This window comes from Pseudomonas sp. TWP3-2 (genome assembly GCF_049897765.1).
Taxonomy (GTDB): Bacteria; Pseudomonadota; Gammaproteobacteria; order Pseudomonadales; family Pseudomonadaceae; genus Aquipseudomonas.
This window is the reverse complement of the sequence record NZ_JAFCWW010000004.1, coordinates 270,408-297,147: the sequence shown is the minus strand read 5'-3', so window position 1 is coordinate 297,147 and position 26,740 is coordinate 270,408. Positions and strand designations below refer to the sequence as shown.

Genomic DNA, 26,740 nt, shown 5'->3' with positions numbered 1-26,740 from the left:
TGCTAGCGATAGCGCCAGTCCAGGCGATACATCACCTGAACCTTGGCCAAACCAGTCATCCACTTTGATGGCTTTGACCATTGCCGCCACCGCTGCGCGGCGCGACTATCTCTCTGCTGTTCAAGGTTCCCCAACCTAATAAAAACACAGAGGGATTCTGGCAATGCGCGATCACTTGTCTGCTACCGCACAGTTCAATTATCAGCACACCGTCGACGCCGCGCTCAGCGGTACGCTCGAGGCGCTGAACGCCTGCGTCGAATGTTGTGACCGTCACGCATTGCCGGGGCGCATTGCGCTGTTCTGGGAGGGGCGTGACGGCGCCAGTGCGACGTACACCTTCAGCGATCTGCAAGAGCAAGCCGCGCGTTTCGCCAATTTCCTCCTCGCGCAAGGCGTGCAGAAGGGCGACAAGGTTGCCGGTCTGCTGCCGCGCAATGTCGAATTACTCATCACCGTGCTCGCCACCTGGCGCATCGGCGCGGTGTATCAGCCATTGTTCACGGCGTTCGGCCCGAAAGCGCTGGAACATCGCCTGAACAGTTCCGGCGCGAAAATGGTGGTCAGCGATGCAGTGAATCGGCCGAAACTCACCGAGGTCGCCGATTGCCCGACCGTGGTCACCGTCGGCGGTCCAAAGGGCCAGGGCATCGTGCGTGGCGATTTCAGTTTCTGGGCCGAGCTGGCCAATCATTCCAACGTCTGCGAACCGGTCATGCTCACGGGCGAAGATCCGTTTCTGCTGATGTTCACCTCGGGCACCACAGGCCCGTCGAAAGCGCTGTCGGTGCCGCTCAAGGCCATCGTCGCGTTCCAGAGCTACACCCGCGACGCGGTAGATCTGCGCCCCGAAGACGCATTCTGGAACGTCGCTGATCCGGGCTGGGCTTATGGAATCTATTTCGGCGTCACCGGGCCGTTGGCGATGGGGCATCCAATCACGTTTTACGATGGCCCGTTCACCCTCGAAAGCACCTGCCGGGTGATCAACAAGTACAACATCACAAACCTCACCGGTTCCCCGACCGCCTACCGTTTGCTGATCGCCGGCGGCGATCAATCCGCCCGTTCGATCAAGGGCAAATTGCGCATCGTCAGCAGCGCCGGCGAGCCGCTGAACCCGGAAGTGATTCGCTGGTTCGCCGACAACCTCGGCGTGGTCATCCATGATCACTACGGCCAGACCGAACTGGGCATGGTGCTGTGCAACCACCACGGCCTCGAACACCCGATCCATGTGGGGGCAGCCGGTTTCGCCTCGCCGGGCCATCGCATCGTGGTGCTTGATGAACAGAACAACGAACTCGGCGTCGGTCAGCCGGGGATTCTCGCCATCGACCGAACGCAATCGCCGATGTGCTGGTTCGCCGGTTATGCCGGCGCGCCGACCAAAGCCTTCGTCGGCAACTATTACCTGAGCGGCGACACCGTGGAATGGAACCCGGACGGCAGCATCAGCTTCGTCGGGCGTAGCGATGACGTGATCACCACCTCGGGCTATCGCGTCGGGCCGTTCGATGTCGAAAGCGCGCTGATCGAACACCCGGCAGTAATCGAAGCCGCCGTGGTTGGCAAGCCCGATCCGGAGCGCACCGAACTGGTCAAAGCCTTCGTCGTGCTCAACCCGCAATATCGCGCCGAACCCGCGCTGGCCGAAGAACTGCGCCAACACGTGCGCAAGCGTCTGGCCGCGCATTCGTACCCGCGTGAAATCGAATTTCTCAGCGAGTTGCCGAAAACCCCAAGCGGCAAATTGCAGCGCTTTATCTTGCGCAACCAGGAAATCGCCAAGGCTCAAGAGGCCGCGGCGCACAACGTTTCAGCTTGAATCGAAGGAAACACTCATGCAGATCGAGAACAAGGTTTTTATCGTCACTGGCGGCGCGTCCGGCCTCGGTGCGGCCACCGCTGAATTGCTGGTGAATGCCGGCGCCAAAGTGATGCTGGTGGACATGAATGCCGAAGCGGTGGCCGCGCAAGCCGAACGCCTCGGCGCGCACAGCGTGGTTGCCGATATCAGCAACGAAGCCGCCGCCGAAGCCGCCGTGCAGGCGACCGTCAAAGCCTTCGGCAGCCTCAACGGGCTGGTCAATTGCGCCGGCATCGTGCGTGGCGAGAAGATCCTCGGCAAGAACGGTCCGCATGCGCTGGCGAGCTTCGCGCAGGTGATCAATGTCAACCTGATCGGCAGCTTCAACATGCTGCGTCTGGCCGCTGCGGCGATTGCCGAAAGTGAAGCCAATGCCGACGGCGAGCGCGGCGTGATCATCAACACGGCTTCGGTGGCAGCGTTCGACGGCCAGATCGGTCAGGCCGCGTATGCCGCGTCGAAAGGCGCAATCGCCAGTCTGACTCTGCCGGCCGCCCGTGAACTGGCGCGCTTCGGCATCCGCGTGATGACCATCGCGCCGGGCATTTTCGAAACGCCGATGATGGCCGGCATGACCCCGGAAGTCCGCGATTCCCTGGCCGCTGGCGTGCCGTTCCCGCCGCGTCTGGGCAAGCCTGTCGAGTACGCCGCGCTGGTGCGGCATATCATTGAAAACAGCATGCTCAACGGCGAGGTGATCCGTCTCGACGGCGCCTTGCGTATGGCCGCCAAGTAAGGAGGATTTGTCATGACCATTTCCCACGATCCGATTGTCATCGTCAGCGCCGTACGCACCCCGATGGGCGGTTTCCAGGGCGAACTGAAAAGCCTGACCGCGCCGCAACTCGGTGCAGCGGCGATCAAGGCTGCGGTTGAACGCGCCGGTGTTTCTTCCGATGCAGTCGATGAGGTGCTGTTCGGTTGCGTGCTGCCCGCCGGCCTCGGCCAGGCGCCGGCACGTCAGGCCGCACTGGGTGCCGGGCTGGATAAGTCCACCCGTTGCACCACCCTGAACAAGATGTGCGGCTCGGGCATGGAAGCGACCATTCTGGCCCACGACATGCTGCTTGCCGGCAGCGCCGATGTAGTGATCGCGGGCGGCATGGAAAGCATGTCCAATGCGCCGTATCTGCTTGATCGCGCACGCAGCGGTTATCGCATGGGCCACGGCAAAGTGCTCGATTCGATGTTCCTCGATGGCCTCGAAGACGCCTACGACAAGGGTCGCCTGATGGGCACCTTCGCCGAGGAATGCGCCGACAGCAACGAGTTCAGCCGCGAGGCCCAGGACGCGTTTGCCATCGCCTCGACCACCCGCGCGCAGCAAGCGATCAAGGACGGCAGCTTCAAGGACGAAATCGTCCCGTTGACCGTCACCGTCGGCAAGGAACAAGTGCTGATCAGCAACGACGAACAACCGCCGAAAGCCAAACTGGACAAGGTCGCCTCGCTGAAACCCGCGTTCCGCGATGGCGGTACGGTGACAGCTGCGAACTCCAGCTCGATCTCCGACGGTGCTGCGGCACTGGTCCTGATGCGCCAGTCGCACGCGCAGAAACTCGGTTTGAAAGCGCTGGCGGTGATTCACGGTCATGCAGCGTTTGCGGATACGCCGGGCTTGTTTCCGGTGGCGCCAATCGGTGCGATCAACAAACTGGTGAAGAAAACCGGTTGGTCGCTGGCCGAGGTTGATCTGTTTGAAGTCAACGAAGCGTTTGCCGTGGTTGCCATGGCTGCAATGAAGCATCTGGACATCCCGCACGAGAAGCTCAATGTGCACGGCGGCGCCTGTGCGCTCGGCCATCCGATCGGCGCATCCGGTGCGCGGATTCTGGTGACCTTGCTTTCGGCGCTGCGCCAGAAAGGCCTGAAACGCGGGATCGCGGCGATCTGCATCGGCGGCGGCGAAGCCACGGCCATGGCCGTCGAGTGTGTCTGAACCTGGATTAAGGATTGACCATGATTGCCAATGAAGACCAACAACAAATCCGCGACATGGCCCGGCAGTTTGCCGAGGAGCGGCTGAAACCGTTCGCCGCCGAGTGGGATCGCGAACACCGCTTCCCCAAGGAAGCCATCGGCGAAATGGCCGAGCTGGGCTTCTTCGGCATGCTGGTGCCGGAGCAGTGGGGCGGTTGTGACACCGGTTACCTGGCTTACGCCATGGCCCTGGAAGAAATCGCTGCCGGCGACGGCGCGTGCTCGACGATCATGAGCGTGCACAACTCGGTGGGTTGCGTGCCGATCCTCAAGTTCGGCAATGACGAACAGCGCGAACGCTTCCTCAAACCGCTGGCCAGCGGCAAGATGCTCGGCGCCTTCGCCCTGACCGAACCGCAGGCCGGTTCCGATGCCAGCAGCCTGAAAACCCGCGCACGGCTGGAGGGCGATCACTACGTGCTGAACGGCTGCAAACAGTTCATCACTTCCGGACAGAATGCCGGGATCGTGATTGTGTTTGCCGTGACTGATCCAGGCGCTGGCAAACGTGGAATCACCGCGTTCATCGTGCCAACCGATTCACCCGGCTACAAAGTCGCGCGTGTCGAAGACAAACTTGGCCAGCATGCGTCGGACACTTGTCAAATCCTGTTCGAAGACATCAAAGTGCCGGTCGCCAACCGTTTGGGCGAGGAGGGCGAAGGCTACAAAATCGCCTTGGCCAACCTCGAAGGCGGACGCGTCGGCATCGCTGCGCAATCGGTGGGCATGGCCCGCGCCGCTTTCGAAGCAGCGCGTGATTACGCCCGCGAGCGTGACACCTTCGGCAAGCCGATCATCGAACATCAGGCCGTGGCGTTTCGCCTGGCGGACATGGCCACGCAGATCGCCGTCGCCCGGCAAATGGTGCATTACGCCGCTGCTCTGCGCGACAGCGGACAACCGGCGTTGGTCGAAGCCTCGATGGCGAAACTGTTCGCCTCGGAAATGGCCGAAAAGGTTTGTTCGATGGCATTGCAGACGCTGGGCGGTTACGGTTACCTCAACGACTTCCCGCTGGAGCGCATCTACCGCGACGTGCGCGTCTGCCAGATCTATGAAGGCACCAGCGACATTCAGCGCATGGTTATTTCGCGCAATCTCTGACAAGGAATTTTGCTCATGACTTACGAAACGATTTTGCTGGAAATCCATGGCCGGGTTGGCCTGATTACCTTGAACCGCCCGCAGGCGCTGAACGCCTTGAACGCGCAATTGGTCAGCGAAGTGAATCACGCGCTGGACGGTCTGGAAGCTGATTCGAACATCGGTTGCATCGTCATCACCGGCTCGAAAAAAGCCTTCGCCGCTGGCGCCGACATCAAGGAAATGGCCGACCTGACTTATCCGCAGATCTACATGGACGATCTGTTCAGCGACAGCGACCGCGTGGCCAACCGGCGTAAGCCGATCATTGCGGCCGTTAACGGTTTTGCCTTGGGCGGCGGCTGTGAACTGGCGCTGATGTGCGACTTCATTCTGGCGGGCGACAACGCCAAATTCGGTCAGCCGGAAATCAACCTCGGCGTGCTGCCGGGCATGGGCGGCACCCAGCGCCTGACCCGTGCGGTGGGCAAGGCCAAGGCTATGGAAATGTGCCTCAGCGGACGTTTGATCGACGCGGTGGAAGCCGAGCGCTGCGGCATCGTCGCGCGGATTGTGCCGAGTGATGAGTTGCTGGATGAAGCGCTGAAAGTCGCGGCGGTGATTGCCAGCAAGTCGTTGCCGATTGCGATGATGGTCAAGGAGAGCGTGAATCGTGCGTTCGAAGTGAACCTGGCTGAAGGCGTGCGCTTTGAGCGCCGGGTATTCCATGCGGCGTTTGCGACGCAGGATCAGAAGGAAGGAATGGCGGCATTTGTCGCCAAGCGTCCTGCGGAGTTCCAAGGCAAGTAATGCTGCGCGCCGACTGACGCCATCGCTGGCAAGTCGAATCGTCGCACCGCAGCTCCCACAGGTTCCGCGTCGAACATAATATTCGTGAACGACCTCAATCACTGTGGGAGCTGGCTTGCCAGCGATGCTTTTGCTTTTTACAGTTGGTAGTTCTTCAGTTCGCGAGCAATCACCATCCGCTGTATCTCGCTCGACCCTTCATAAATCTGGGTAATCCGCGCATCCCGGTAGTATTTCTCCACCGGGTAATCCTCCAGATACCCATACCCGCCATGAATCTGGATCGCCGAAGAACAGACCTTCTCGGCCATTTCCGAAGCAAACAACTTCGCCTGCGAAGCCTCCGACAGACAAGGCTTGCCGGCGGTGCGCAAACGCGCCGCATGCAGGATCAACAAGCGCGCCGCGTTGATCTGCATTTGCATGTCCGCCAGCAGGTTGGCGATGCTCTGATGCTCAATAATCGCCTTGCCGAATTGCACCCGATCCCGCGCATACACCAGCGCCGCTTCAAATGCCGCACGCGCAATGCCCAATGCCTGCGCAGCAATGCCGATACGTCCACCTTCGAGATTGGATAGCGCGATGGCCAGCCCCTTGCCGCGCTCGCCGAGTAGATTCGCCTCGGGAATGCTGCAATTGTTCAGCGTCACCGCGCAGGTGTCAGACGCGCGAATGCCCATCTTGTGTTCCGTCCGGTCAACGATGAACCCCGGTGTATCGGTCGGCACCAGAAACGCCGAAATACCTTTCTTGCCCAGATCCGGATCGGTCACCGCAAACACAATTGCCAGTTTCGCCCGTTTGCCATTGCTGACAAATTGCTTGGCGCCGTTGATCACCCACTGACCGTCGCGCAGTTCGGCGCGGGTGCGCAGGTTGTGCGCTTCGGAACCGGCTTGCGGTTCGGTCAGGCAGAAGCAACCGATCACCGCGCCGCTGGCCAGATCCGCCAGCCAGGTCTGTTTCTGTTCCTCGCTGCCGTAGTTCATCACCGGGCCGCAGCCCACCGAGTTGTGAATGCTCATGAACGCGCCAGTGGCACCGTCGCCGGCAGAAATCTCTTCCACCGCCAACGCGTAGGCCACGTAGTCGACGTAAGTGCCGCCCCATTCCTCGGGCACCACCATGCCGAGCAAACCGAGTTCGCCCATCTTCGCGACCAGGGCGTCGTCGATCCAGCCAGCCTTTTCCCAGGCCTGCGCGTGCGGTGCGATTTCGCCACGGGCAAAGTCCCGGGCCATGTCGCGGATCATCACTTGTTCTTCAGTCAGTTCGAGATCGTGCATGGCTCAGCTCCCGCTCTCAGCGAATCCATGGAAGAAACTCTCGACCTGCTCGGCGTGCAGCGCCTGCAAGGTCGGCGGGTTCCAGCGTGGGGTCTTGTCTTTGTCGATGATCAGGGCGCGTACGCCTTCGATCAGGTCGCCGCGGTCGAACCACTGGCGATCCAGATGCAGTTCGAGGGCGAAGCAGTTTTCCAGGCTCAGGTGCCGGCCGCGACGGAGCATTTCCAGAGTCACGCCCATCGCCAGCGGCGAGCGGGTTACCAGCAAATTGGCAGTGCTGATCGCCCAGTCATGGCTGTCGGCGACGGTCACCGCGCGCAACTGCTCGACCATGCTCGGCACGTCTGGCAGGGCGAAGAAGTGGTCGATGGCCGGGCGCAGCGCTTCGAGCGGCGGGTCCGCCAAGGTTTGCACGGCGTTTTTGGCGAGCAGACTCTGCAGATCCTTGAGCGGCGTGTCATGCCATTCCAGCTGATCGAGTTGTTCGTCGAGGCTGGCGAGTTTGCTGCTGTCCAGATACCAGTCGGCCAGACCGCAATACAACGCATCGGCGGCGCGGATCTGCACGCCGCTGACGCCCAGATAAATCCCCAGTTCGCCGGGAATGCGTGACAGGAAATAGCTGCCGCCGACATCCGGGAAGTACCCGATGGCCACTTCCGGCATCGCCAGACGGCTCTTCTCGGTGACCACCCGCAGGTCAGCGCCTTGCACCAGGCCCATGCCGCCGCCGAGTACAAAACCGTCCATCAGCGCCAGCACCGGTTTGCGGTAGTGGTGGATCGTCAGGTCGAGGGCATATTCCTCGACGAAGAAATCTTCATGCAGCGTGTCGCCGCTTTTATAGCTGTCGTACAGCGAACGAATGTCGCCGCCAGCGCAGAAGGCTTTTTCGCCAGCACCGCGCAGCACCACGGCATGCACATTGGCGTCAGTCGCCCAGGCATCCAGTTGCTTTTGCAGCAAGCGAACCATGTCGAGGGTGATGGCGTTGAGGCCGGCGGGGCGGTTCAAGGTCAGGTGACCGATGTGATTGCGAACCTCGGCCAGCACTTCGTGTTGCGTGGCATCCATGGACGATGTCCGCGGGGATGAAGCCTGAGCAGTCATCAGTAACTCCCTGCTTTTATTGTTTTTTATGCAAATGCTCGCGCGCGAGCGTTGCCGGATCGTACCAGTGCAAATTTGCCGTGTACAACCGGGATATGTGCAGGTGCAGTGTGCATTTTTGCAGCGTTGCGAAAGTGGGGCCGGACTGCCCGCACGGGCCTCTGAGTCTTCAGGAGATTTGCAAATGCTCTTGGAGAGATCTGGCGCAAAGCAGCAATGCCTGTCTGGCTTCATCATGTTGCGCAGGATAGTTGATGAAGCCGTGCGGCATGTTGTCGTACTCGAGGTGTCGCACCTCAACACCGGCCTCTTTGAGTCGCTGAACGTAATTGCGGCTTTCGTCCCGCAGAACATCCTGTCCCGACGTCAGAATCAGCGCCGGCGCTAAGCCGCGAAGATTTTTGCAGCGCACTGGCGACACCCTTGGATCATCACGCGCAATGCTTCGCGGCACATAGTGCGCGATATACCACTCAAGCATCTGGGCAGTCAGTCCATGGCCTTCAGCAAAGTGTTCATGGCTGGGATTGTTGGTGATGCAATCGAGCAAGGGATACAGGAGTAGTTGAAAGGCAATCGGGACCTTTCTCTTTTTCCGTGCCCATTGGCAGATAACAGCGGCAAGTCCCCCACCCGAGCCGCCACCACCCACTGCCAGACGCGAGGCATCCAGACCGATGGCTGCGGCGTGTTCGACCACCCATTGCGTTGCACAGCAACAATCCTCCAGAGCTGCGGGGAACACGTGCTCCGGAGGGCGTGCATAGTCTACCGCGACCACCGCGCATCCGGCCCATCCACACAGCAGTCGGCAAAAACCGTCGTGGGTATCCAGATCGCCGGTGACCCAACCGCCGCCATGAAAAAACATCAGCACTGCATGCGGTCCCGGGCCGGGCGGCAGATAAATCCGCAAGGGCAGGGGCCGCCCGTGATTGTCGATCGTCAGATCGGTCACGCGCAGCACCATGGTGGTGCGCAGTGCCATTCGAGTGCTTTCGACTGTCGGGTGGGCAGGTGAGGACGGACTCATGACTTCACTTTCCGCGCGATTGCTTCAGTGGTGAGTTCAACCACGTATTGTTTGGTGATCAGTTGCTTCACCGCCAGGCACATGAGTGTGGGTGGATGTCCCTCGAAGAACTTTTTGTGGGCCCTGGCGATCTCTGGCCAGTGTTTCATGCTGGTGGTGTAGATACGGATGCCGATGATGCTGCGCCTATCTACGCCCAGCTGTTGAATTGACCTTTCGATAATCTTCAGACAATGCAGTGTCTGCTTGTAAGCGTTCCCCGGCTTATAAGGGCTACCGTCCTTGTTGAAGGCAACCGTGCCGCCCATCAGGATTCTCTTCCCGGCGCGTATCGCTCGGCAATAACCCGCCATGGATTCCCAGGGGGCTTCGGAAAAAACTCGTTGGATTTTCATTGCGCCACTCCTTGGCCCAAGTCGATGGGCAGTGATTTCAAACCGCGAAATTGCAGGTTGTTGGTGCGCCATTCAGGGGGCTTTTGCGCAATCAGGCTCAACTGCGGAAAGCGTTTGAACAGGGAGGTGAAGACGATTTTCGCTTCCAGGCGAAACAGAGCAGTGCCCATGCAAAAGTGTCCACCAAGACCGAAGGCGAAGTGAGCGTTATGCGAGCGCCTGATATCGAAGCGGTCGGGGTCGGGGAATTTTAACCGGTCACGATTGGCAGAACCGCGCATGAGGTACACCAGTTCACCTCTGCGCATCGTCACGCCGTGCATGGCCACGTCTTCCTTGAGCACTCGATGGCTGAAAGATCCTGCCGAGTCGAAGCGCAGCATTTCTTCGATGGCAGGTTTAATCAGATCAGGATCTGCCAACAGCGCAGCTACTTGTTCGGGATGCTCAAGCAAGTGCAGCAAACCGATACACAACTGATCGGCACTGGTGGTGTAGCCCGCGACCAGGATGAAAACAATTTGCGCCAGCACTTGGTCAGTACTGGAGTTGCTGCCTGCGCTGGCCTCCAGAACGTGGCTGACCAGATCATCTTTGGGGCATTTGCGCCGCCGGGCGATGACCTCTGCGAAATAGGCATACATTTCCTCCACCCCTTTGAGCGCTTGCTCGGGACCGTAGTCGGGGTCGAGACTTCCCACCAGAAAAATCAAAATGTCGTCGGTCCAGTTCCTGAGCTTCAACGCGTCTTTGAGTGGGATCCCATAAAATTTGGCGAGAATCAGCGCCGGTACTCGGTTGAGCAGCCTCGCCATCAGGTCGGTTCGTCCTTTGAGTTTGGCAATTTCCTTGTCGGTGATCGCCTGAATGGTCTGATGCAAGGATTCGATAACGCGAGGTGTGAAGGCTTTGCCGAGCAGCTGCCGGCTGGCCTTGTGGGCGGCGCCATCCTGCGAATACATCCATTCGGAAGCGAGTTTGACGAACGGCGCCATTTTCTCGCGCTTGTCGGGTGGCAGTTGGGCATCGACCAATTGCTGCATGCGATCGGAGGAGTAGCGTTGCGAATCGCCCTGGGCTGCGGATACGTCGCTGTAGCGGGTCATGAACCAGGCGTTGAATTGCTCGCTCCAGTAGATTGGCTCGTGTTTACGCAGGTGCGCATAGGCGGGATAGGGATTGCGCACCGTATCGCGATGGGTGAAATCGAGCAGCGCCTGCTCTTTCGCGTCGAACGCGTACAACGGGGAGGTAAGTTGTTCGATGTAGTCCGTATCAGCGATGGGCGCTGTCACCAGTTCTTTTGGCGGTTTGAGCCATTCGGCCAGCAATGCAATTCGCGTTTCTGTGGCGCGATTTACATCCACATTGGCGATAGCCAGCCCGCTTTCGCGCAGCTGCGTCGCGAACACGGCGATCAGGTCTTCCAGCAGTTGCGACGACACGCGTTTATCGCGTGCAGCCTCTTCGATCACCAGGTCCAGTGCTCGCGCATAAGCCAGTGCAACAGCCTGACGGTGCGAAACCTCCCCAGGATTGCTGAGCAGCTCGGCAATGGATTTCTCGCTCCGTTGAGCAATGTTGGTCACAGGACGAGAGGCAAACCGAGGTCGGGTCACGGTATCTCTGGCTACCTGATAAGCCAGCACTGAATTGTCTCCGGCAAAGGTTTTGCTGATCTCGCAGTCGATGCACTGCGTGATGATCTGGTTGTGATGGTGGAAACCTTGTGAGCCGCATATCTCCCGGCATTTAACCATCACGTCGTGGCCCATCCATGTCCCGACGCTTTTCGCGACCGCCGCGAGGATATGCAGCTCCTTGCGTTTTTCCGGTTGATGCCACAGCGTTTCGAAGCGCCGCAGGACCGCCTGCTCCAGAAGCTTGAGCGCCAGCGCCTTGAGCTGTTCTTCGTACAGACGCTGGCGGACCAGCGGGTTATTCATCAAGGTCTGGCGGGTGGTTGCAGTTTTTCTATGAGTGACGAAACGGTAGGGCAGCCAACTGCACAACCCCGCACTGCCACGCGCTGCCGCCAATAGAAGAACACGTTCCTGGATGAAGGTTTCCATGGCGGCTGTAGCGCGTCGCTCGCGGGGTACTTCACTGCTGAATTGCCCTTCAGGCGAGAATCGAGAATGTTTTTGCATCAGCGCGTCGAGCGGGATATTCATCCCGGTAAAGCGTATGCCCGCCACTTGGTTGGCGTGAATTCCGCCCTTGGGGTCGCAAGCCATGACCTTGACGCCGGCTGACAACGGGCCGTTTTCCTTGTCGCGGATGCGCACGCGGAACCAGTGCAAGCCTTCGTCTTTATCGTCAACGATCAGCCGTGCCAACACCATCATCACTTGCGCTGCGTGCAACGCATTACCGATCCAGAACTTGCAGGCAGAAGGTGTCGGAGTATTGAGAACCAGACATTGCGCCACCGGGTCGAGCGTCATGGTGGTCTGCAGATTGCGCACGTCGCTGCCGCTGGCAATTTCAGTGCAGCCGAAAGCATAAATGGCCTCCACCTCGATGATTTCCTGACGATAACGTTGGACTTGGTCGGCATCGCCTTGGGTGATGAGCGCGTTACCGGCAATCAAGTGATCAACGATCGAGGAATACAACGCGTAGTCGAAAGCCGCCACAGTGGCGAGGCATTCGTTGAGCTCTCTAAACTTCTTCTGCCGCGGCTGGCCCAGCCACATGTCATTGGTAATGAGCCCGGACTTCATGATCAGCCGTAGCCGCTGGATTGTCAGATCCATGTATTCGCGCAATGGCAGGTCGTGACGAATGCGGGCGTCGAACAACGGCGTGTCGAGCATTTGCAGGAGTGATTCGGTCATCGTGATTCCCTCGTAGATTCGAATTGGGTTCGAAACCACCAGAGACGGAGGACTGAAAACCACAGCGCACGCAGGCGTGCCTGAATCGGGCAACCTGCGTGCGCTGAATACTGAGGGAGGACGGTGCTGTCAAAGCGAGAAGCCAGCCTTGCCACTCACTTAAAGTGAGTTTTCTCCATAGTCAGACATCCTGTGTCATCGCTACTGGGCAATACGGCGGGCCAGACTTCTAAGTGAAAGGCAGACAACTCTGTGCGGTACAAAGGTGAAATCTAGTTGGTGGTCGGCGGTTGGCAAGGTGAGCGACCCGCCATTGGTCTGAAGCTTGAATTACAGGCGAGGCACGCTGCCAAGCACTGGACCGAGTGCGTGCGCCACCACGTCGATACCGAACAACTGACTGCCGGCCCACGGACCAATGTGCCCATATCCATGCTGCAAATTTACTTTGAAGAAAGGCCAATGTAGCCGCTGTCTCGTGCAACGAGGCTGCAATCTGTTGATCTCGAAAAATCAAAGTCAAAAGATCGCAGCCCATTCCACTCTCTATCTCAGACCAGCTTTTGAATCTGGCGTCCCAGAACGTCCATCACATCACACGCATCACGTAGCAGGATCGCCGCCGCATGGGCTAGTTGTTGTAAATCGGCGCCCTTGGCAGACGAAATATCCAGACTGGCCAGACTTTCCATCATCTGCGTCGCGACCAGAAAGCGACTGGCTGCGCTAGTGTGCAGTACATCCAGTGGCGCTTCAGTAGAAACGAGCAATACCGGAATGCTGTCTTCGTTGTGTGTCATCGATATCTGCGAGCTCATGCTTCACCTCCAGCTTGAGTCGCGTGACTGTATTCAAGGGTGTCTAGCAGAGGGATCTCAGTCTGCACCGCGAGGAGATAATGGTCGACGTGATCGCAGCGAGCGAAAGGAGTGGATCGTGTGGTTGTACCGGTCATCGGTGTAGCCTCTTGGAAGTCAGAGAACTACCACTTCATCGCCGTCAAACGAATAGGTGGCAACTGTGTGCAGGTTGACGGACCGGTCCAAGAACACCCGGCGCACCCGAAGGTGCCCCGCACACAGTCACCATTAAGCGGTGTTTCGCACACACGAGTGTACGAACACATTGAAGGGCAATGCGCATCTTGGAATTCCGAGCCGTCAAACCCGTTCACGAATGAGTCGTGACAGGCGCGAGGATAGGGAGTGAGGACGGGGCAGTCAACCAAAGCAGAGCCGGAAACCCCCGCTTATTGTGTAGGCCGATTCCGGTTCGAGTTTCGCTCGTTCAGCATCAGTCGAAGATCGGGTACCATCCGCAGTTCTTGATGTTTAAAGGAGTAGGACGATGGCAGGTAAGCCAGTTGCGCGACTTGGAGATCTAGGCAGTCACGGCGGAAACATCAGCACTGGATCAAGTCCCATTTTCGTCAATTCATTGCCCATTGCTTTGGTGGGCGATATCTATTCATGCCCTATCCATGGCGCAAATCCGATCACGACGGGGGCTCCTCACGTTTTCGGACTCGGGAAAGATGTTGCACATGTCGGTTCGCAGACGGCTTGCGGGGCTACGATCACGTCCGGTTCTCCCGACACTTTCGTAGGTGATTCTGGCGGCGGGCCTGCCAGCAACTTTTTTTCGCAGTTTTTGAAAGAAAAAACTTTCGTCGAGTTTCAGTTACTGAATGAGCGAGACGAGCCTATTGCCAACGAGGCATATGAACTGACACTTCCTGATGGAAGGTTGATCACTGGTGTTCTCGACGCAAACGGACTGGTGCACGTGGCAAATATTCCGCGGGGAAGTTGCAGCATAAAATTTCCGAAACTTGAAGATATGGAACGTCTTTAATGGTTCAGCCTACGAAAATGGCGGGTACAAGGCAGGCAGCGAAAACTACGGGTGCATCAGGAAAGACTACTAAAACTAATCAGTTGGTAGTGTCAGGTGCATATATGGAAATTCTGATCGGCGGCCCCTACACGCTGAAAGGAGAAGATCATACATATGGTCATGCAGCTTTGCGTGTTGTTGTGGGTGGTAAAGATATTACGTATGACTTCGGGCGGTACGGGCTGGTGTGGGGAACGTTCAAGAGTGAAGGGGAAGGTATATTTAACGTGTGGACTTCTTTTAGTGCATATATAGCTAACGAAAACCGTTATGGCAGAACGACCACGGGCTTTGTTTATTACCTTGACAATAAAAAGGCAGAGGCGGTGAATGAGCACTTCGCTGGAGTCATTGCGAGAAAAAAAGAGGTGAGGATGAAATTCCCAACCTCTACCCGGTATCTTTTGCCGGAAAGTTACCAGCCAACCACTAACAATTGCACGACCATGACCATTGAGGGCGCAAAAGCCTCAGGAAAAATGATCGTACAAAACCCGGAGCTGTATGCAGAATTGAGAGGGCTTTCGTGGGTGGAAAGGCAGGCAACGCATACTCAGAGCTCGCCTAGGGATGGAATATTCATGCCGGCAGATTTTCAGGCCATGCTCGAAGGCAATACTGAGGCACGCTATGACAAGAAAAATGTTTACAAGAAATAGATTGTTTGTTTTTTTGCTGATAGCGACGCTGATCAACGTTGGCACGCTAATATTTGTGGTTTCTAATGGTTTGATGAGGACTCATAGTATGGACATGGTTAAGATTAGAGAGCCTTTACTGATTGCCGGACGCAGTGGCGACGAAAATTATTATGTGTTGCCCCGGGGAACTACGCTTTACTATGATCAAAGCTACCCCGAGGGATTTAGCCGCTATATGGTTTACTTTAATCACCAAGGTATTATTGCGGGTGATGAGGTCCCAATGAAACCGGAGTATGGCGGCACTCTAATTGACCCTCTATGGTTGACGAACGTAGATGCAGACACGTTGAAAGAGATTTTCAAACGTTTTCCACTATCAAAAAAAGACATTGCTGAAGCTATCAAGGCCAATGAAATTACTAAGGATGATTTGGCCGATATTATCCGCTCGATGCCGGACTGAGTTTGCTCCAGATAATTGCCGAAGGCTGCGAATTTTCAGATCAAAAGATCGCAGCCTCGTAGCACGAGACAGCTCCTACAGGGTTTTTGTGTATGGGTCAGGAGAAGACTGCTTTGATGCTACGCCGTTTGGCATGCAATTCACTGGCGTGGATCAGCTGTTCCAGATCCTCGGGCGTGATGTCGATGAAGGCTTCCATGTCGGCCAATGCCAGTTTCAGGTCGTCGGCGGTGATGGCTTGAATGTCGACCTGCGTGACAGAGGGCACCGGTTCGGCAGGACGCTTCGGATAGCGGATCCGAGTCAGGTTGTTATAGGCGAGGGCGCTCAGGAGCATGCATGCCGCGCCGAGCATTACCGGCTCCATGGCTTTCCAGTCGAGGGCGATGGTTGCCGGATCGGCCAGTACCAGCGTCAGCGCCAGCGCACCGGCCGGAGGATGTAAACAGCGCAGCCAGCACATCAGGATCAGCGCCATGCCCGCCGCCAGGCACGCGCTGCCAAGGGTGCGGCCGAGTACGTGCGCCACCAGCAACGCGATCACGCCCGCACACAGGTAGCCGCCGATGATCGACCACGGCTGCGCCAACGCGCCAGACGACACGGCGAACAACAACACCGCCGACGCGCCCAGCGGGCCGATCAGGTGGTACGCGACTTCGATGCCGAACACCTGACTGCACGCCCACACGCTGAACAATGTCCCCAACGCCATGCCGATGGCGGCGCGGCTCCATTCGGTGGGGCGGGTGTTGATGGTGGCGGGCAACCAGCGAGCGAGCATGAAAACGGGATCCTCAAGAAAATCCGGGCAAAAAAAAGGACTTGTCCGGCATGCGGAAAGCCCTCGAAGTTGTTCCAACTATTGGGGGAGGAACGCGCACAGTGTGCCAAGCAAACTGGATGCTGACAAATTCATATTAATGCTGCTTTAGTGCATTTATTTTGTATTCAACTGATTTTTCCCGCAACGCGGCGACCGCTGACAAAACACAAATACCCACCCAGTGCCGCCAGTGCACTCAAGGCGTAGAACATCGTCGGTGGCGGCGAGTGCATCAGCAGAAATCCGCAGATCACGGGACTGATCGCACCACCGACGGCTGCCAGATTCTGCGCACCGTAATAGCTGCCGCGCAGTTCCTCCGGCGCCAGCGTGTCGACGAACAGGAATTCTGCCGGGTAAATGATCATTTCGCCCAAAGTGAAGATGAACATCGCGATGCACCAGCCGACCAGACCGTTGGCCAGGCTGAAACCGATCAGCCCGACCACGAACAGCGCAGTGCCGCCAACGATCCACCAGCGCAGGTGCTCACGCTTGAGGAAGCGGCCGATCTGGTATTGCAACAGGATCACTGTCAGCGCGTTGCAGGCGAGCAGGGCGGCCATGGTGTCCAGCGTGCCTTGCTGGGTTTGCGTGACCAGCAGGTACTGCGACAGGTACAGGGTGAAACGTCCGTGCACCACGGTGCTGAGCAGACAACCAAGAGTGAAGAGGATCATCGTGCGATCGTTCTTCAGGATGATCAGGGTTTTGAGGAAGCTTTGCGGCTGGCTGACCGAGGCAATCGGACTGGCTTCACGTTTGACGCCGGTCAGCAAAAAGATGCTGACGCAGGCGCCGAGGCCGGCGACGATAAACGGCGCAGTCGGTTGAATCCCCGCGATCACCACGCCGATCATCGGCCCGATGGCGTAGCCGATGTTGGTCAGGGTGTAGGTCATTGAAAAGGCTTTGACCCGTTGGCCGATGGACAGATTTTCGCTGAGGATCGCTTTCGAACCGATCAGGAACAGCGCTGAAGCGGTTTCGCTGATGATCAGGATCAGCGTCACCAGATACAGGTTTTGCGCAAAGGTCAGCAGGATCCAGCCGATGCCGCTGGAGAGCATGGTCAGGATCAGCAACTGGCGCTTGTCCAGTCGATCGATGATGTAGCCGCCGTACAGCGACAGCAGCGTGGCGCTGAACACGGCGATGCCCAGCAACAGGCCGACATCTTGCGGGTTGAGGCCGAGTTTATTACTGAGGAACAGTGTGAGCAGCGGGCTGATCAACGCACGGCTCATGACGATGCTCAGTGAGGCGAGCATCAAGCGGCGAATCAGAGGCGAGTAAGTAGCCACGAGCGGGTGAATATCCTTTTCCGGTAGGAGCTGTCTCGGGAACCGAGGCTGCGATCTTTTGATCTTGAAAACGAAGATCAAAAGATCGCAGCCTTCGGCAGCTCCTACAAGGGCTTCATGCGACGTCGCAAGCTGCGGGCCATTGCTGTAGAGGAATCGGCAAGCTGCGCGATTCACCGCGACCCATCGCGAAGTAGGTGAAACCGTTGCGCGCCAGGCGTTCGGCGTCGTACAGGTTGCGCCCGTCGAAGATCACCGGGGCGTTCAGGCGTTGTTGAATCAGGCTGAAATCCGGCGCCTTGAACTGTTGCCATTCGGTGCAGATGATCAAGGCGTCGGCGCCGGGCAACACCGATTCCGGGGTGCCCATCAGCATCAGTTTCGCTTCGTTGGGGTACAGATGCTGGGTTTCCTGCATGGCTTCCGGGTCGAATGCGCGCACGCTGGCCCCAGCAGCGAACAGCGATTCCAGAAGCACTCGGCTCGGTGCGTCGCGCATGTCGTCGGTGTTCGGTTTGAAGGCCAGGCCCCACAGCGCAAAAGTCTTGCCGCGCAATTCGCCCTTGTAGAACGCGTTGATGCGTTCGAACAGTTTGTGTTTCTGCCGCTGGTTGATCGCTTCCACCGCTTGCAGCAAATCGCTGGAGCAGTGCGCCTCTTCCGCGCTGTGGATCAGCGCGCGCATGTCTTTGGGGAAACACGAACCGCCGTAGCCGCAACCCGGATAGATGAAGTGGTAACCGATGCGTGAATCGGCGCCGATGCCCTGGCGTACTGACTCAATGTCGGCGCCCAGATGCTCGGCTAACTCGGCAATCTGATTGATGAAGCTGATCTTGGTCGCGAGCATGCAGTTGGCGGCGTACTTGGTCAGCTCGGCGCTGCGCAGATCCATGAACATGATGCGGTCGTGATTGCGATTGAAAGGCGAGTACAGATCGCGCATCACGTCGCGCACGTCCTCGCGCTCGCAACCGATGACGATGCGGTCCGGGCGGCGGCAATCGGCGACCGCCGAGCCTTCCTTGAGGAATTCCGGGTTGGAGACGATATCGAACTGCAACAGCCGCCCGACCTTGAGCAAGGCTTTGTCGATGTGCGCACGCAAGGTGTCGCCAGTGCCCACCGGCACAGTAGACTTTTCAACCAGAATCAGTGGCTGCTGACGATGCCGAGCGATAGCGTCACCGACCGACAACACGTAGCGCAGGTCCGCCGAACCGTCATCACGCGATGGCGTACCGACTGCAATGAATGCGACCTGCCCGTGCTGCACCGCAAGTTGTTCGTCGGTGGTGAATTGCAGGCGTCCGCCCTCCAGGCCTTCGCGCACCAGACTGGCCAGCCCCGGTTCAAATATGCTCACGTGACCCTGACGCAGCAGCTCGACTTTTTTCTCGTCGATGTCCATGCACACCACGTCATGCCCGACCTCGGCGAGCACAGCGGCCTGCACCAGACCGACATAACCGCTACCAAACACTGTGATTTTCATGGCGAACTCCTGAGTTGGGTCGTATGAGCCGAACGGGTATTGATCGTGATGACCCCGAGCATGACCAGCGCCACGCCCAAGGATCGGGAAAAACTGAAGGTTTCGTTGAACAGCGGCAGACTCGCCGCCAGCAGGTACACCAGCGCATAGCTGATGCTCAGCAGCGAATAGGCGCGGCCCAGCGGCAGATCGCGCAAGGCGAGCAGCCAGCAGAGCATCGACAGGGCGTAGGCGAAAATTGCCGCCATCACTACCGTCAGCGCAGTCACATCGAGGTTGCTCAACGGCAGCCAGTCTTGCGGCGCAGGCAGGCGCGTCATGCTCCAGCGCATGCCCAGTTGCGCGGCGCTGACCAGCAGCACGCTGCCCAGCGCGAACGTCATGCCGCGACGCGGGTTCATGTGTGTTGCCCCAGCAGCGCCACGCCGCCGAGCACCAACGCCACACCGAACCAATGCTGGCGGTCGATGTGTTCGCGAAACACCAAACGCGCAATCAGGGTGATGAACACGAAATTCAGGCTCAGCATCGGGTAGGCGATGCCGACCGGCAGGCGCTGCAACACCAGCAGCCACACCAGCAGCCCGGCACCGAGAGCGAGGAGGGCGAGCCACAGCCACGGCGAACACAGCTTGGCGCTCAGCGGCAATTCAACCCCGCGCCAGCTCTCCACGGCGTATTTCTGCGCGACCTGACCAACGCACGTCAGCAGGCACGCGGCCAACAACAGCCACAGGCTCATGACGCATCCTTGGGCAGAATCATGATCACCAGATTGCCCTGTTCATAACGGGTGCCGTCCTTCGGCAGTTTGTCGAGTTCGTCCAGTTCGCCTTGCCCCTTGATCCGCATCACCACGCCGACCGACCCAGTCTTGCGCGCATCGTGCATCCACCGTTGCACCTGTTCGGGGTCGACCCGTTGTTGAATGCCGTCAGGATAGGCAAGGCCATATTTCAGTTCGCCTATCGTGTTGTACAACGCGACTTGCGGGCGTTTGATGCGCCAGGCCAACGCCGAAGCGGCGCCCGGATCGTTGCTCAACAGGTGCGTGGTGGCGGCGAGTTCGGCGCTGTGAGTCAGGACAAACTGGTCGGGCATCTTGTTCGCCACCACCGATTTCGGCAGCGCCGCCGGCAGCACAGCGATCAACAGCAGGCTGCCCAGCGCTGGCGCCGCCCAGCATTGCAACGGCCGGAACGCTTGCAGCAGGTTGCTGATGATCCAGCCGATCAGACCGATGAACAGCAGCACCAGGCTATGCAGTTCGTGGTCGTACAGTGGGCGCTTCAGTTGCACATAGACCAGCGCGATCAGGGTGAGCACGCCCAGCGCGAGGTTGAGCAGACCATTCAGGCCCAAGGCCCGGCCTTGTTTCAGATGCAAACGGTCGGCCAGCGTATGCCCGAGCAGCAGCGCCAAAGGCAACAGGCACGGCAGGATGTAGGTCGGGAGCTTGCCGTTACTCAAACTGAAAAAAACCAGCGGCATCAGCAGCCACAAACCAAGAAACGCGATGCTCGCGTCACGCCGGGTGTGCCACGCTTGCTTCAACGCAACCGGCAACAGACCGACCCACGGCAGACTGAACGCCACCAGCAACGGCAGATAAAACCACCACGGCGCGTCATGCTGGGCATCGTCACCGGCGAAGCGGCGGATGTGTTCGTGCCAGAAGAAGAAGCGCCAGTAATCCGGTTCCTGCGCGTGCACCGCCAAGGCCCACGGCAGGCTGACCAGAATCGCCACGGCAATCGCCACCGGGCCGTAGATCAGCAACTCCTTCCAGCGCTTTTGCCAGACCATCCACGGCACGGCGATCAACACCGGCAGCAGCCAGGCGAGGAAACCCTTGGTCATGAAGCCCATGCCACAGGCCAGACCCACCAGCGCCCACGCGGCCATGCGTTTGCCACCGCTGCGGCTGTCGAGCGCGAACCACAGCGCCACCAGACTCAGGTTGACCCAGAAAGTGAATTGCGGGTCGAGATTGGCGTAACCGGCCTGACCGGCAACGATGGTGAAACTCATGTAGAGCAACGCGCAGACGAAGCTTTTGCGCGGGTCATTCCACAAGCGCCGGGCGATCACAAAGCACAGCAACACGCTCAGCCCGGTACTCAGGGCCGAGGCGAAGCGCACGCCGAACAGATTCTGCCCGAACAGCCATTGGCCGATGGCGATCATCCAGTAACCGGCCACCGGTTTTTCGAAGTAGCGCAGGCTCATGAAATGCGGCGCCACCCAATTGCCGCTGAGCAGCATGTCCTGGCTGATCTGCGCGTAACGGGTTTCGTCGGGAATCCACAAACCATGGGTGCCCAGCGGCAGCAGACAGGCCAGCAGAAAAATCCCCGGCAACAGCGGCAATGCCCAGCGTTGACTCATGCGCCTTGCACTCCCAGCCAGCCTTCGCGACCTTCGAGAGCACCACGCTGCACGCGGCCTACAGGCAAGCTGTTGAGGAACGCCGGGAGCAAATCACCCAGCGGTTGGAACTGGATGTCGCGCTGGCGTGCAGCCGCCAGCAACTGGCGAAAATCTTCGGCCATCAGAATCCCTTCGACCTCGGCATGAATGGTGTAAACGTTGAGCTGTTGCGCGCGGAACCGCTCAAGGATGAAGGCGTTGAAATCCTGCGCTGCCAGGTGCGGCCCGACCACTTCGTCGAAGGTCGGCAGATCCACCGGAATCTGCGGCGTACCCGCCGAACCATCCGCGAGCAACGGCCGGAACAGCCGCGTACCGCGACAATCGCTGTTGTAGCGAAAGCCGAACGCCTGTTTGGCTTCGATCACGCGCTCGTCGGCACGCCAACCGGCCGCCGCCGAGCACTGGATCTTCTCGCCAAGGATCTCGCCGAGGGTGTCGACGCCCTGACGGATCTGCTCGATCAATTGCGCATCGCTCCAGCGGCCGGCATTGGTCTGCCAGCCGTGGTGATCCCAGGCGTGCAGACCAATCTCATGCCCGGCATCCCGCGCCCGGCGCATCAGATGCCCGAGTTCGCGGCCAATCGGCTTGCCCGGCCATGCAGTGCCGGCCAGCAGAATGTCCCAGCCATACAGGCCGGCAGCGTTGGAGCGCAGCATTTTCCAGAGGAACTGCGGACGGATCAGGCGCCACAGATGCCGACCCATGTTGTCCGGGCCGACACTGAAGAAAAACGTCGCCTTGATCTGCGCTTCATCGAGCAGGTCGAGCAATCGCGGCACGCCTTCACGGGTGCCACGAAAGGTGTCGACGTCAATGCGCAAACCGGCCTGCATCAATATGCTTCTTCGGTGGAGTGTCCGGCGATTTCGAGCATGGCCTCGCGCAGGAAGAAATCCAGCGTATTGCCGATGGTCTCGCGCATCTCTACGGTCGGCGTCCAGTCCAGCAGGCGCTTGGCGTTGGCGATGCTCGGTTTGCGGTGCGACACGTCCTGATAACCGCTGCCATAGAACGCCTTGCTCTCGACGTCGCGGAAACCGGCGAACGGCGGGAAGTTGTGGCGCAGCGGATGCGCTTCGAACTGACGCAGCAGCTCTTCGCCCAACTGACGAATACTCGCTTCGTTGTCCGGGTTGCCGATGTTGATGATCTGACCGTTGCAGGCGTCATGGTCGTTATCAATGATGCGCGCCAGTGCTTCAACGCCATCGGCGATGTCGGTGAAGCAGCGTTTCTGCTCGCCGCCGTCGAACAGGCGAATCGGCGTGCCTTCCACCAGATTGAGGATCAACTGAGTTATCGCGCGCGAGCTGCCGATACGTGCCGAATCCAGGCGATCGAGACGCGGGCCCATCCAGTTGAACGGGCGGAACAGGGTGAAGTTCAGGCCTTTCTGGCCATAGGCCCAGATCACGCGGTCGAGCAGTTGCTTGGAGATCGAGTAGATCCAGCGCTGCTTGTTGATCGGACCCACCACCAGATTCGAAGTGTCTTCGTCGAAACTGGCGTCCTCGCACATGCCATACACTTCGGAGGTCGAGGGGAAGATCACGCGTTTGTTGTACTTGACGCAGTAGCGCACCAGTTTCAGGTTTTCTTCGAAATCCAGTTCGAACACCCGCAGCGGATTGCGCGTGTATTCGATTGGTGTGGCGATGGCCACCAGCGGCAGGACCACGTCGCACTTCTTGATGTGGTACTCGATCCACTCGGAGTGAATGCTGATGTCGCCTTCGACGAAGTGGAAATTCGGGTGATTGCGCAGGCGTTCGATGGCGTCGGAGCCGATGTCGAGGCCATAAACTTCGTAGCGCTCATCGCGCAGCAGGCGTTCGGACAGGTGATTGCCGATAAAGCCGTTGACGCCGAGGATCAGCACCCGCGTGCGGCGTGGCGCACGCGCGGATTCAGCACCGCGCAACAACGAACCGTCGACCAGCCCCAGTTCATTGGCCAGTTGCGGGCCGCTCAGGTACAGGCCGTTGTCGTTGCGCTGACCGGCGTTGATCACCAGCGAATCCTCGCCGCAGGCAATGCGCAGCGGATTGACGCTGATCACCCGGCCCGGCGCCTGACCTTGGTTGCCGTGGACGACTTGTGCGTTCCACACGATCAGTTTGTGTTCGCCCACAGCACAGAACGCGCCGGGGTAGGGCTGGGTGACGGCACGCACCAGGTTGAACAGTTGTTCAGCCGGTTGGGCCCACACCAGTTTGCCGTCCGCCGGGGTGCGGCGACCGAACACCGTGGCTTGCGATTCGTCCTGCGCGGTTTCACGGAGTTTGCCGTGGAGCATCGCTGGCAACGCATCGCGCAGCAGGTCAATCGCGGCGATGCGCAGTTTGCCGTGAAGGCTCAGCGCGGTGTCGGCGCGCTCGATGGCCACCCGTTGCTGGGCGATGATCGCGCCGGCATCCGCGCGTTTGACCATACGGTGCAGGGTGACGCCGGTTTCTGTCTCGCCGTTGACCAGCACCCAGTTGGCCGGCGCGCGGCCACGGTAGCGCGGCAGCAGCGAGCCGTGCAGGTTGAACGCACCTTTCTTCGCGGTGACTAGCAGCGGCTCGCTCAACAGATTGCGGTAATAGAACGAGAAAATGTAATCCGGGTCGACCCTGGCGATGCGCTCGATCCACAGCGGATGGTTGACGTCTTCCGGCGCATGCACCGGGATGCCTTGATTGGCGCACAGTTGCGCGACCGAAGCGTAGAAGGCGTTTTCCTGCGGATCATCAGCGTGAGTGAACACAGCGGCGATGTCGTAGCCGCTGGCGAGCAGCGCTTCGATGCCGGCGCAGCCAATGTCGTGGTAGGCGAAGACAACTGTTTTTGCACTCATGAGAGAACCTGATCGGCAGAAGTGGAAGAGAGACCGTCAACGGTGATTGCACGCGCCGGGGGCGCCGGCTGGCCACGCAAGACTTTTTCAATGAAGAAGCGCGGGCGCGCACGCACGTCGCTGTACATCCGGCCGAGGTATTCGCCGAGCAGGCCCATGCCGATGAACTGGCCACCGGTGAACACGAACAGCACGGCGAACAGCACGAACAAACCGTCGCCAGCCCAGCCGGCGCCGAATGCCAGACGCATCACGATCAGCGCGGCGGCAAACAGCACGCCAAGCCCGGCCATGGCAAAACCGACGATGCTCAGCAGGCGTAGCGGGGTGGTGGTCATGCAGGTGATCAGGTCAAACATCAGATTGATCAGGCGCATCGGGCTGTATTTCGAATCGCCGTGTTCGCGCTCGGCGTGGGCCACGGTGATTTCGCTGGTGTGGCGGGCGAAGCTGTTGGCCAGAATCGGAATGAATGTGCTGCGCTCACGGCAGGCGAGCATCGCGTCAATGATCGTGCGCCGGTAAGCACGCAGCATGCAGCCGTAATCGCTCATGGCCACGCCGGTAGAGCGCTGCACGGCGAGGTTGATCAGTTTCGATGGATAGCGGCGCAGCGCCGAATCCTGGCGATTGCCACGCACCGTGCCGACCACATCAAAGCCCTTTTCAGCCTCGGCAACCAGGCGCGGAATCTCTTCCGGCGGGTTTTGCAGGTCGGCGTCGAGGGTGATGACTACGTCGCCCTTGGATTGCTCGAAACCGGCCATGATCGCCGCGTGCTGGCCGTAGTTGCGGTTGAGGATCACCGCCACGAACGGGCTGTCTTCGCGGCTGGCGGTTTCTTCGAGCAATTGCGCCGAGTTGTCGCGGCTGCCGTCGTCAACCAGGACGATTTCGTAGTCGTGACGCAATTGCTGACAAGCCGCCGCCGTGCGCCGCAGCAGCTCGGGCAGGCTTTGCTCTTCGTTGTAGACCGGAATGACGATCGACACGCAATGGATCGGATAAGGTCTCACGGGCGTTTTCCTACGAGGTGTTGAATGGCAGCGACGACCCGGTCGAGGTCGTGGTCGGTCATGTCGGGAAACAGTGGAATCGAGCACAGACGCGCCGAGTTCCATTCGGTATCGGGCAGGTACAGATCCGGGGCACGCTGGCGATACCATGTGTGTAAATGAGTGGCGATAAAGTGGATGCCGGTGCCGATGCCTTGCGCCTGCAAGCCTTGCATGAAGGCTTCGCGATCGATGCCGCAGCGCTCGCGGTCGATGCGCAGGATGAACAGGTGCCAGGCGTGCTGTTGCGCGTAATCCGGGACGGTGAGCGGTTGCACCGGCAGGCCTTGGAGTTTTTGCCGGTACTGCGCGGCCAGTTCGCTACGGCGGGCGTTGATCGCGTCCAGACGTTGGAGTTGCACCAAGGCAATCGCGGCGTTGATGTCGGCCAGGTTGTATTTGAAGCCCGGCTCCATCACTTGCGCCTGCGGCTTGCGGCCGTGGGTCATGCGGTCGTAGGCATCGACGCCCAGACCGTGAAATTTGAGCATGCGCACGCGATTGGCCAGGGCTTGGTCGTCAGTGACGAACATTGCGCCCTCGGCGCAGGTCATGTTCTTGATCGCGTGAAACGAGAAAATCGCGGTGCCGTGCGCACCGACGTGGCGGCCCTTGTAGCGGGTGCCGGCTGCATGCGCGGCGTCTTCGATTACCGCGATGCCGTGTTTGTCGGCCAAGGCGTACAGCGGATCCAGATCAAACGCGGCCCCGGCGTAATGCACCGGGATAATCGCTTTGGTGCGCGGGGTGATGGCCGCTTCAATGCGCGCGGCGTCGGTCATCAGGCTGTCGCGGTCGACGTCGACGAACACCGGGGTGGCGCCGATCAGCGAGATCATATTGGCGGTCGAAACCCAGGTTTGCGAAGGGGTGATCACTTCATCGCCGGGGCCAATGCCAAGCGCCAGCAAAGTTACATGCATAGCACCGGTGGCCGATGACAATGCCACTGCATGCCGACACCCCACATAGTTCGAAAACTGTTCTTCCAGTGCCTGACTTTTTGGCCCCGTAGTGATCCAGCCCGAGCGCAATACTTGCTCGACCGCTGCTATTTCTTCTTCGCCGATACTCGGGCGGGAAAACGCGAGAAACGCCTGACTCATATGAACCTCGGGGCGACAGCCATCCTTCAGCCGATTGTCTGAAAAACACGTATTTTCAAGGGTTTGGAATACCGGTCGGGGAATGCCTGATTGACTTTTGCGCCCCCGGGCGGCACGTTGTGAGCCGTTCGGGGCCCACTGGATGTAATCAAGGTTAGGCGCGTTTTTGTCAAAGGAACATGAAAAACCGGTGGGCAAATCGTGTTTCTGTAACTTCTACAGCCAGCGTTCAGACTTCTTCCGCTCATCGGCGTTTTTCGCGG

General features: G+C 59.1%; 24 protein-coding genes. 8 read left to right on the top strand and 16 right to left on the bottom strand.

Going from position 1 to position 26,740, the window contains the following annotated elements; genetic code table 11:
* Positions 1–163 precede the first annotated feature (163 nt).
* The 5 genes from ACP7EE_RS08905 to ACP7EE_RS08885 are packed head-to-tail and all read left to right on the top strand — an operon-like array spanning position 164 to position 5,746.
* Positions 164–1,828 (top strand): AMP-binding protein, encoded by a 1,665-nt coding sequence (locus ACP7EE_RS08905; protein ID WP_426234257.1) that lies wholly within the window; start codon positions 164–166, stop codon positions 1,826–1,828.
* A 16-nt stretch (positions 1,829–1,844) separates the two neighbouring features.
* Positions 1,845–2,606: an SDR family NAD(P)-dependent oxidoreductase gene (locus ACP7EE_RS08900; protein ID WP_426234256.1), complete on the top strand. Its 762-nt coding sequence runs from the start codon at positions 1,845–1,847 to the stop codon at positions 2,604–2,606.
* Positions 2,607–2,618: 12 nt separating this feature from the next.
* Positions 2,619–3,809, top strand: coding sequence for an acetyl-CoA C-acyltransferase (locus ACP7EE_RS08895; protein WP_426234255.1), 1,191 nt, complete (start codon positions 2,619–2,621; stop codon positions 3,807–3,809).
* 20 nt (positions 3,810–3,829) lie between these two features.
* Positions 3,830–4,957, top strand: coding sequence for an acyl-CoA dehydrogenase (locus ACP7EE_RS08890; RefSeq protein ID WP_426234254.1), 1,128 nt, complete (start codon positions 3,830–3,832; stop codon positions 4,955–4,957).
* Positions 4,958–4,972: 15 nt separating this feature from the next.
* Complete coding sequence (locus ACP7EE_RS08885) at positions 4,973–5,746, top strand: enoyl-CoA hydratase (RefSeq protein ID WP_426234253.1); 774 nt, start codon at positions 4,973–4,975, stop codon at positions 5,744–5,746.
* A gap of 137 nt (positions 5,747–5,883) precedes the next feature.
* Here ACP7EE_RS08885 and ACP7EE_RS08880 read toward each other — a convergent pair whose 3' ends face one another.
* The 6 genes from ACP7EE_RS08880 to ACP7EE_RS08855 all read right to left on the bottom strand — a co-directional run bounded on the left by ACP7EE_RS08880 (position 5,884) and on the right by ACP7EE_RS08855 (position 13,231).
* On the bottom strand, positions 5,884–7,035 hold the full coding sequence (locus ACP7EE_RS08880) for an acyl-CoA dehydrogenase family protein (RefSeq protein ID WP_426200654.1): 1,152 nt from the start codon (positions 7,033–7,035) through the stop codon (positions 5,884–5,886).
* Between the two features lie 3 nt (positions 7,036–7,038).
* Positions 7,039–8,145, bottom strand: coding sequence for an enoyl-CoA hydratase/isomerase family protein (locus ACP7EE_RS08875; RefSeq protein ID WP_426234252.1), 1,107 nt, complete (start codon positions 8,143–8,145; stop codon positions 7,039–7,041).
* 169 nt (positions 8,146–8,314) lie between these two features.
* Positions 8,315–9,133 carry an alpha/beta hydrolase gene (locus ACP7EE_RS08870; protein WP_426234251.1) on the bottom strand — a complete coding sequence of 273 codons (819 nt, stop codon included), beginning with the start codon at positions 9,131–9,133 and terminating at the stop codon, positions 8,315–8,317.
* Positions 9,134–9,174: 41 nt separating this feature from the next.
* Complete coding sequence (locus ACP7EE_RS08865; protein ID WP_426234250.1) at positions 9,175–9,573, bottom strand: Rid family hydrolase; 399 nt, start codon at positions 9,571–9,573, stop codon at positions 9,175–9,177.
* Positions 9,570–12,413, bottom strand: coding sequence for a cytochrome P450 (locus ACP7EE_RS08860; protein WP_426234249.1), 2,844 nt, complete (start codon positions 12,411–12,413; stop codon positions 9,570–9,572). Before ACP7EE_RS08860 ends, ACP7EE_RS08865 begins: the two co-directional genes overlap by 4 nt.
* Before the next feature lie 551 nt (positions 12,414–12,964).
* Positions 12,965–13,231, bottom strand: coding sequence for a short-chain dehydrogenase (locus ACP7EE_RS08855; protein WP_426234248.1), 267 nt, complete (start codon positions 13,229–13,231; stop codon positions 12,965–12,967).
* A 529-nt stretch (positions 13,232–13,760) separates the two neighbouring features.
* Here ACP7EE_RS08855 and ACP7EE_RS08850 point away from each other — a divergent pair.
* The 3 genes from ACP7EE_RS08850 (at position 13,761) to ACP7EE_RS08840 (ending at position 15,416) form a co-directional block, all read left to right on the top strand.
* Complete coding sequence (locus ACP7EE_RS08850; protein WP_426234247.1) at positions 13,761–14,267, top strand: PAAR domain-containing protein; 507 nt, start codon at positions 13,761–13,763, stop codon at positions 14,265–14,267.
* Positions 14,268–14,371: 104 nt separating this feature from the next.
* The gene (locus tag ACP7EE_RS08845; protein ID WP_426234246.1) at positions 14,372–14,968 is read left to right on the top strand and encodes a hypothetical protein; all 597 of its coding nucleotides are present in this window, start codon (positions 14,372–14,374) and stop codon (positions 14,966–14,968) included.
* Between the two features lie 88 nt (positions 14,969–15,056).
* Positions 15,057–15,416: a hypothetical protein gene (locus tag ACP7EE_RS08840; protein WP_426200669.1), complete on the top strand. Its 360-nt coding sequence runs from the start codon at positions 15,057–15,059 to the stop codon at positions 15,414–15,416.
* A gap of 97 nt (positions 15,417–15,513) precedes the next feature.
* Here ACP7EE_RS08840 and ACP7EE_RS08835 read toward each other — a convergent pair whose 3' ends face one another.
* The 10 genes from ACP7EE_RS08835 to arnB all read right to left on the bottom strand — a co-directional run bounded on the left by ACP7EE_RS08835 (position 15,514) and on the right by arnB (position 26,477).
* A complete protein-coding gene (locus tag ACP7EE_RS08835; protein ID WP_426234245.1) occupies positions 15,514–16,200 on the bottom strand; it encodes an HPP family protein in 687 nt (228 codons plus the stop codon).
* A gap of 167 nt (positions 16,201–16,367) precedes the next feature.
* A complete protein-coding gene (locus tag ACP7EE_RS08830; protein ID WP_426234244.1) occupies positions 16,368–17,546 on the bottom strand; it encodes an MFS transporter in 1,179 nt (392 codons plus the stop codon).
* 115 nt (positions 17,547–17,661) lie between these two features.
* Complete coding sequence (locus ACP7EE_RS08825; RefSeq protein ID WP_426234243.1) at positions 17,662–19,041, bottom strand: UDP-glucose dehydrogenase family protein; 1,380 nt, start codon at positions 19,039–19,041, stop codon at positions 17,662–17,664.
* A complete protein-coding gene (gene arnF / locus ACP7EE_RS08820; protein ID WP_426234242.1) occupies positions 19,038–19,442 on the bottom strand; it encodes a 4-amino-4-deoxy-L-arabinose-phosphoundecaprenol flippase subunit ArnF in 405 nt (134 codons plus the stop codon). The genes ACP7EE_RS08825 and arnF overlap by 4 nt, the downstream gene beginning before the upstream one ends.
* Positions 19,439–19,783 (bottom strand): 4-amino-4-deoxy-L-arabinose-phosphoundecaprenol flippase subunit ArnE, encoded by a 345-nt coding sequence (gene arnE / locus ACP7EE_RS08815; RefSeq protein ID WP_426234241.1) that lies wholly within the window; start codon positions 19,781–19,783, stop codon positions 19,439–19,441. Before arnE ends, arnF begins: the two co-directional genes overlap by 4 nt.
* Entirely contained in the window at positions 19,780–21,429 is a 1,650-nt protein-coding gene (gene arnT / locus ACP7EE_RS08810) for a lipid IV(A) 4-amino-4-deoxy-L-arabinosyltransferase (RefSeq protein ID WP_426234240.1), read from the bottom strand. Before arnT ends, arnE begins: the two co-directional genes overlap by 4 nt.
* The gene (arnD, locus tag ACP7EE_RS08805; protein WP_426234239.1) at positions 21,426–22,310 is read right to left on the bottom strand and encodes a 4-deoxy-4-formamido-L-arabinose-phosphoundecaprenol deformylase; all 885 of its coding nucleotides are present in this window, start codon (positions 22,308–22,310) and stop codon (positions 21,426–21,428) included. The genes arnT and arnD overlap by 4 nt, the downstream gene beginning before the upstream one ends.
* Positions 22,310–24,316, bottom strand: coding sequence for a bifunctional UDP-4-amino-4-deoxy-L-arabinose formyltransferase/UDP-glucuronic acid oxidase ArnA (gene arnA, locus ACP7EE_RS08800; RefSeq protein WP_426234238.1), 2,007 nt, complete (start codon positions 24,314–24,316; stop codon positions 22,310–22,312). The genes arnD and arnA overlap by 1 nt, the downstream gene beginning before the upstream one ends.
* Positions 24,313–25,332: an undecaprenyl-phosphate 4-deoxy-4-formamido-L-arabinose transferase gene (gene arnC / locus ACP7EE_RS08795; protein WP_426234237.1), complete on the bottom strand. Its 1,020-nt coding sequence runs from the start codon at positions 25,330–25,332 to the stop codon at positions 24,313–24,315. The genes arnA and arnC overlap by 4 nt, the downstream gene beginning before the upstream one ends.
* The gene (gene arnB / locus ACP7EE_RS08790; protein WP_426234236.1) at positions 25,329–26,477 is read right to left on the bottom strand and encodes a UDP-4-amino-4-deoxy-L-arabinose aminotransferase; all 1,149 of its coding nucleotides are present in this window, start codon (positions 26,475–26,477) and stop codon (positions 25,329–25,331) included. The genes arnC and arnB overlap by 4 nt, the downstream gene beginning before the upstream one ends.
* Positions 26,478–26,740: the final 263 nt, after the last annotated feature.

What these genes read in the sequence shown, in the direction of transcription:
- arnA (WP_426234238.1), bottom strand. Translation starts at nt 24,316, where the DNA reads ATGAGTGCAAAAACAGTTGTCTTCGCCTACCACGACATTGGCTGCGCC.
- ACP7EE_RS08890 (WP_426234254.1), top strand. Translation starts at nt 3,830, where the DNA reads ATGATTGCCAATGAAGACCAACAACAAATCCGCGACATGGCCCGGCAG.
- ACP7EE_RS08845 (WP_426234246.1), top strand. Translation starts at nt 14,372, where the DNA reads ATGGAAATTCTGATCGGCGGCCCCTACACGCTGAAAGGAGAAGATCAT.
- arnF (WP_426234242.1), bottom strand. Translation starts at nt 19,442, where the DNA reads ATGAACCCGCGTCGCGGCATGACGTTCGCGCTGGGCAGCGTGCTGCTG.
- ACP7EE_RS08885 (WP_426234253.1), top strand. Translation starts at nt 4,973, where the DNA reads ATGACTTACGAAACGATTTTGCTGGAAATCCATGGCCGGGTTGGCCTG.
- ACP7EE_RS08880 (WP_426200654.1), bottom strand. Translation starts at nt 7,035, where the DNA reads ATGCACGATCTCGAACTGACTGAAGAACAAGTGATGATCCGCGACATG.
- ACP7EE_RS08855 (WP_426234248.1), bottom strand. Translation starts at nt 13,231, where the DNA reads ATGAGCTCGCAGATATCGATGACACACAACGAAGACAGCATTCCGGTA.
- ACP7EE_RS08865 (WP_426234250.1), bottom strand. Translation starts at nt 9,573, where the DNA reads ATGAAAATCCAACGAGTTTTTTCCGAAGCCCCCTGGGAATCCATGGCG.
- ACP7EE_RS08840 (WP_426200669.1), top strand. Translation starts at nt 15,057, where the DNA reads ATGGACATGGTTAAGATTAGAGAGCCTTTACTGATTGCCGGACGCAGT.
- ACP7EE_RS08825 (WP_426234243.1), bottom strand. Translation starts at nt 19,041, where the DNA reads ATGAAAATCACAGTGTTTGGTAGCGGTTATGTCGGTCTGGTGCAGGCC.
- ACP7EE_RS08905 (WP_426234257.1), top strand. Translation starts at nt 164, where the DNA reads ATGCGCGATCACTTGTCTGCTACCGCACAGTTCAATTATCAGCACACC.
- arnB (WP_426234236.1), bottom strand. Translation starts at nt 26,477, where the DNA reads ATGAGTCAGGCGTTTCTCGCGTTTTCCCGCCCGAGTATCGGCGAAGAA.
- ACP7EE_RS08850 (WP_426234247.1), top strand. Translation starts at nt 13,761, where the DNA reads ATGGCAGGTAAGCCAGTTGCGCGACTTGGAGATCTAGGCAGTCACGGC.
- arnD (WP_426234239.1), bottom strand. Translation starts at nt 22,310, where the DNA reads ATGCAGGCCGGTTTGCGCATTGACGTCGACACCTTTCGTGGCACCCGT.
- arnE (WP_426234241.1), bottom strand. Translation starts at nt 19,783, where the DNA reads ATGAGCCTGTGGCTGTTGTTGGCCGCGTGCCTGCTGACGTGCGTTGGT.
- ACP7EE_RS08860 (WP_426234249.1), bottom strand. Translation starts at nt 12,413, where the DNA reads ATGACCGAATCACTCCTGCAAATGCTCGACACGCCGTTGTTCGACGCC.
- arnT (WP_426234240.1), bottom strand. Translation starts at nt 21,429, where the DNA reads ATGAGTCAACGCTGGGCATTGCCGCTGTTGCCGGGGATTTTTCTGCTG.
- ACP7EE_RS08870 (WP_426234251.1), bottom strand. Translation starts at nt 9,133, where the DNA reads ATGGCACTGCGCACCACCATGGTGCTGCGCGTGACCGATCTGACGATC.
- ACP7EE_RS08875 (WP_426234252.1), bottom strand. Translation starts at nt 8,145, where the DNA reads ATGACTGCTCAGGCTTCATCCCCGCGGACATCGTCCATGGATGCCACG.
- ACP7EE_RS08835 (WP_426234245.1), bottom strand. Translation starts at nt 16,200, where the DNA reads ATGCTCGCTCGCTGGTTGCCCGCCACCATCAACACCCGCCCCACCGAA.
- ACP7EE_RS08895 (WP_426234255.1), top strand. Translation starts at nt 2,619, where the DNA reads ATGACCATTTCCCACGATCCGATTGTCATCGTCAGCGCCGTACGCACC.
- ACP7EE_RS08900 (WP_426234256.1), top strand. Translation starts at nt 1,845, where the DNA reads ATGCAGATCGAGAACAAGGTTTTTATCGTCACTGGCGGCGCGTCCGGC.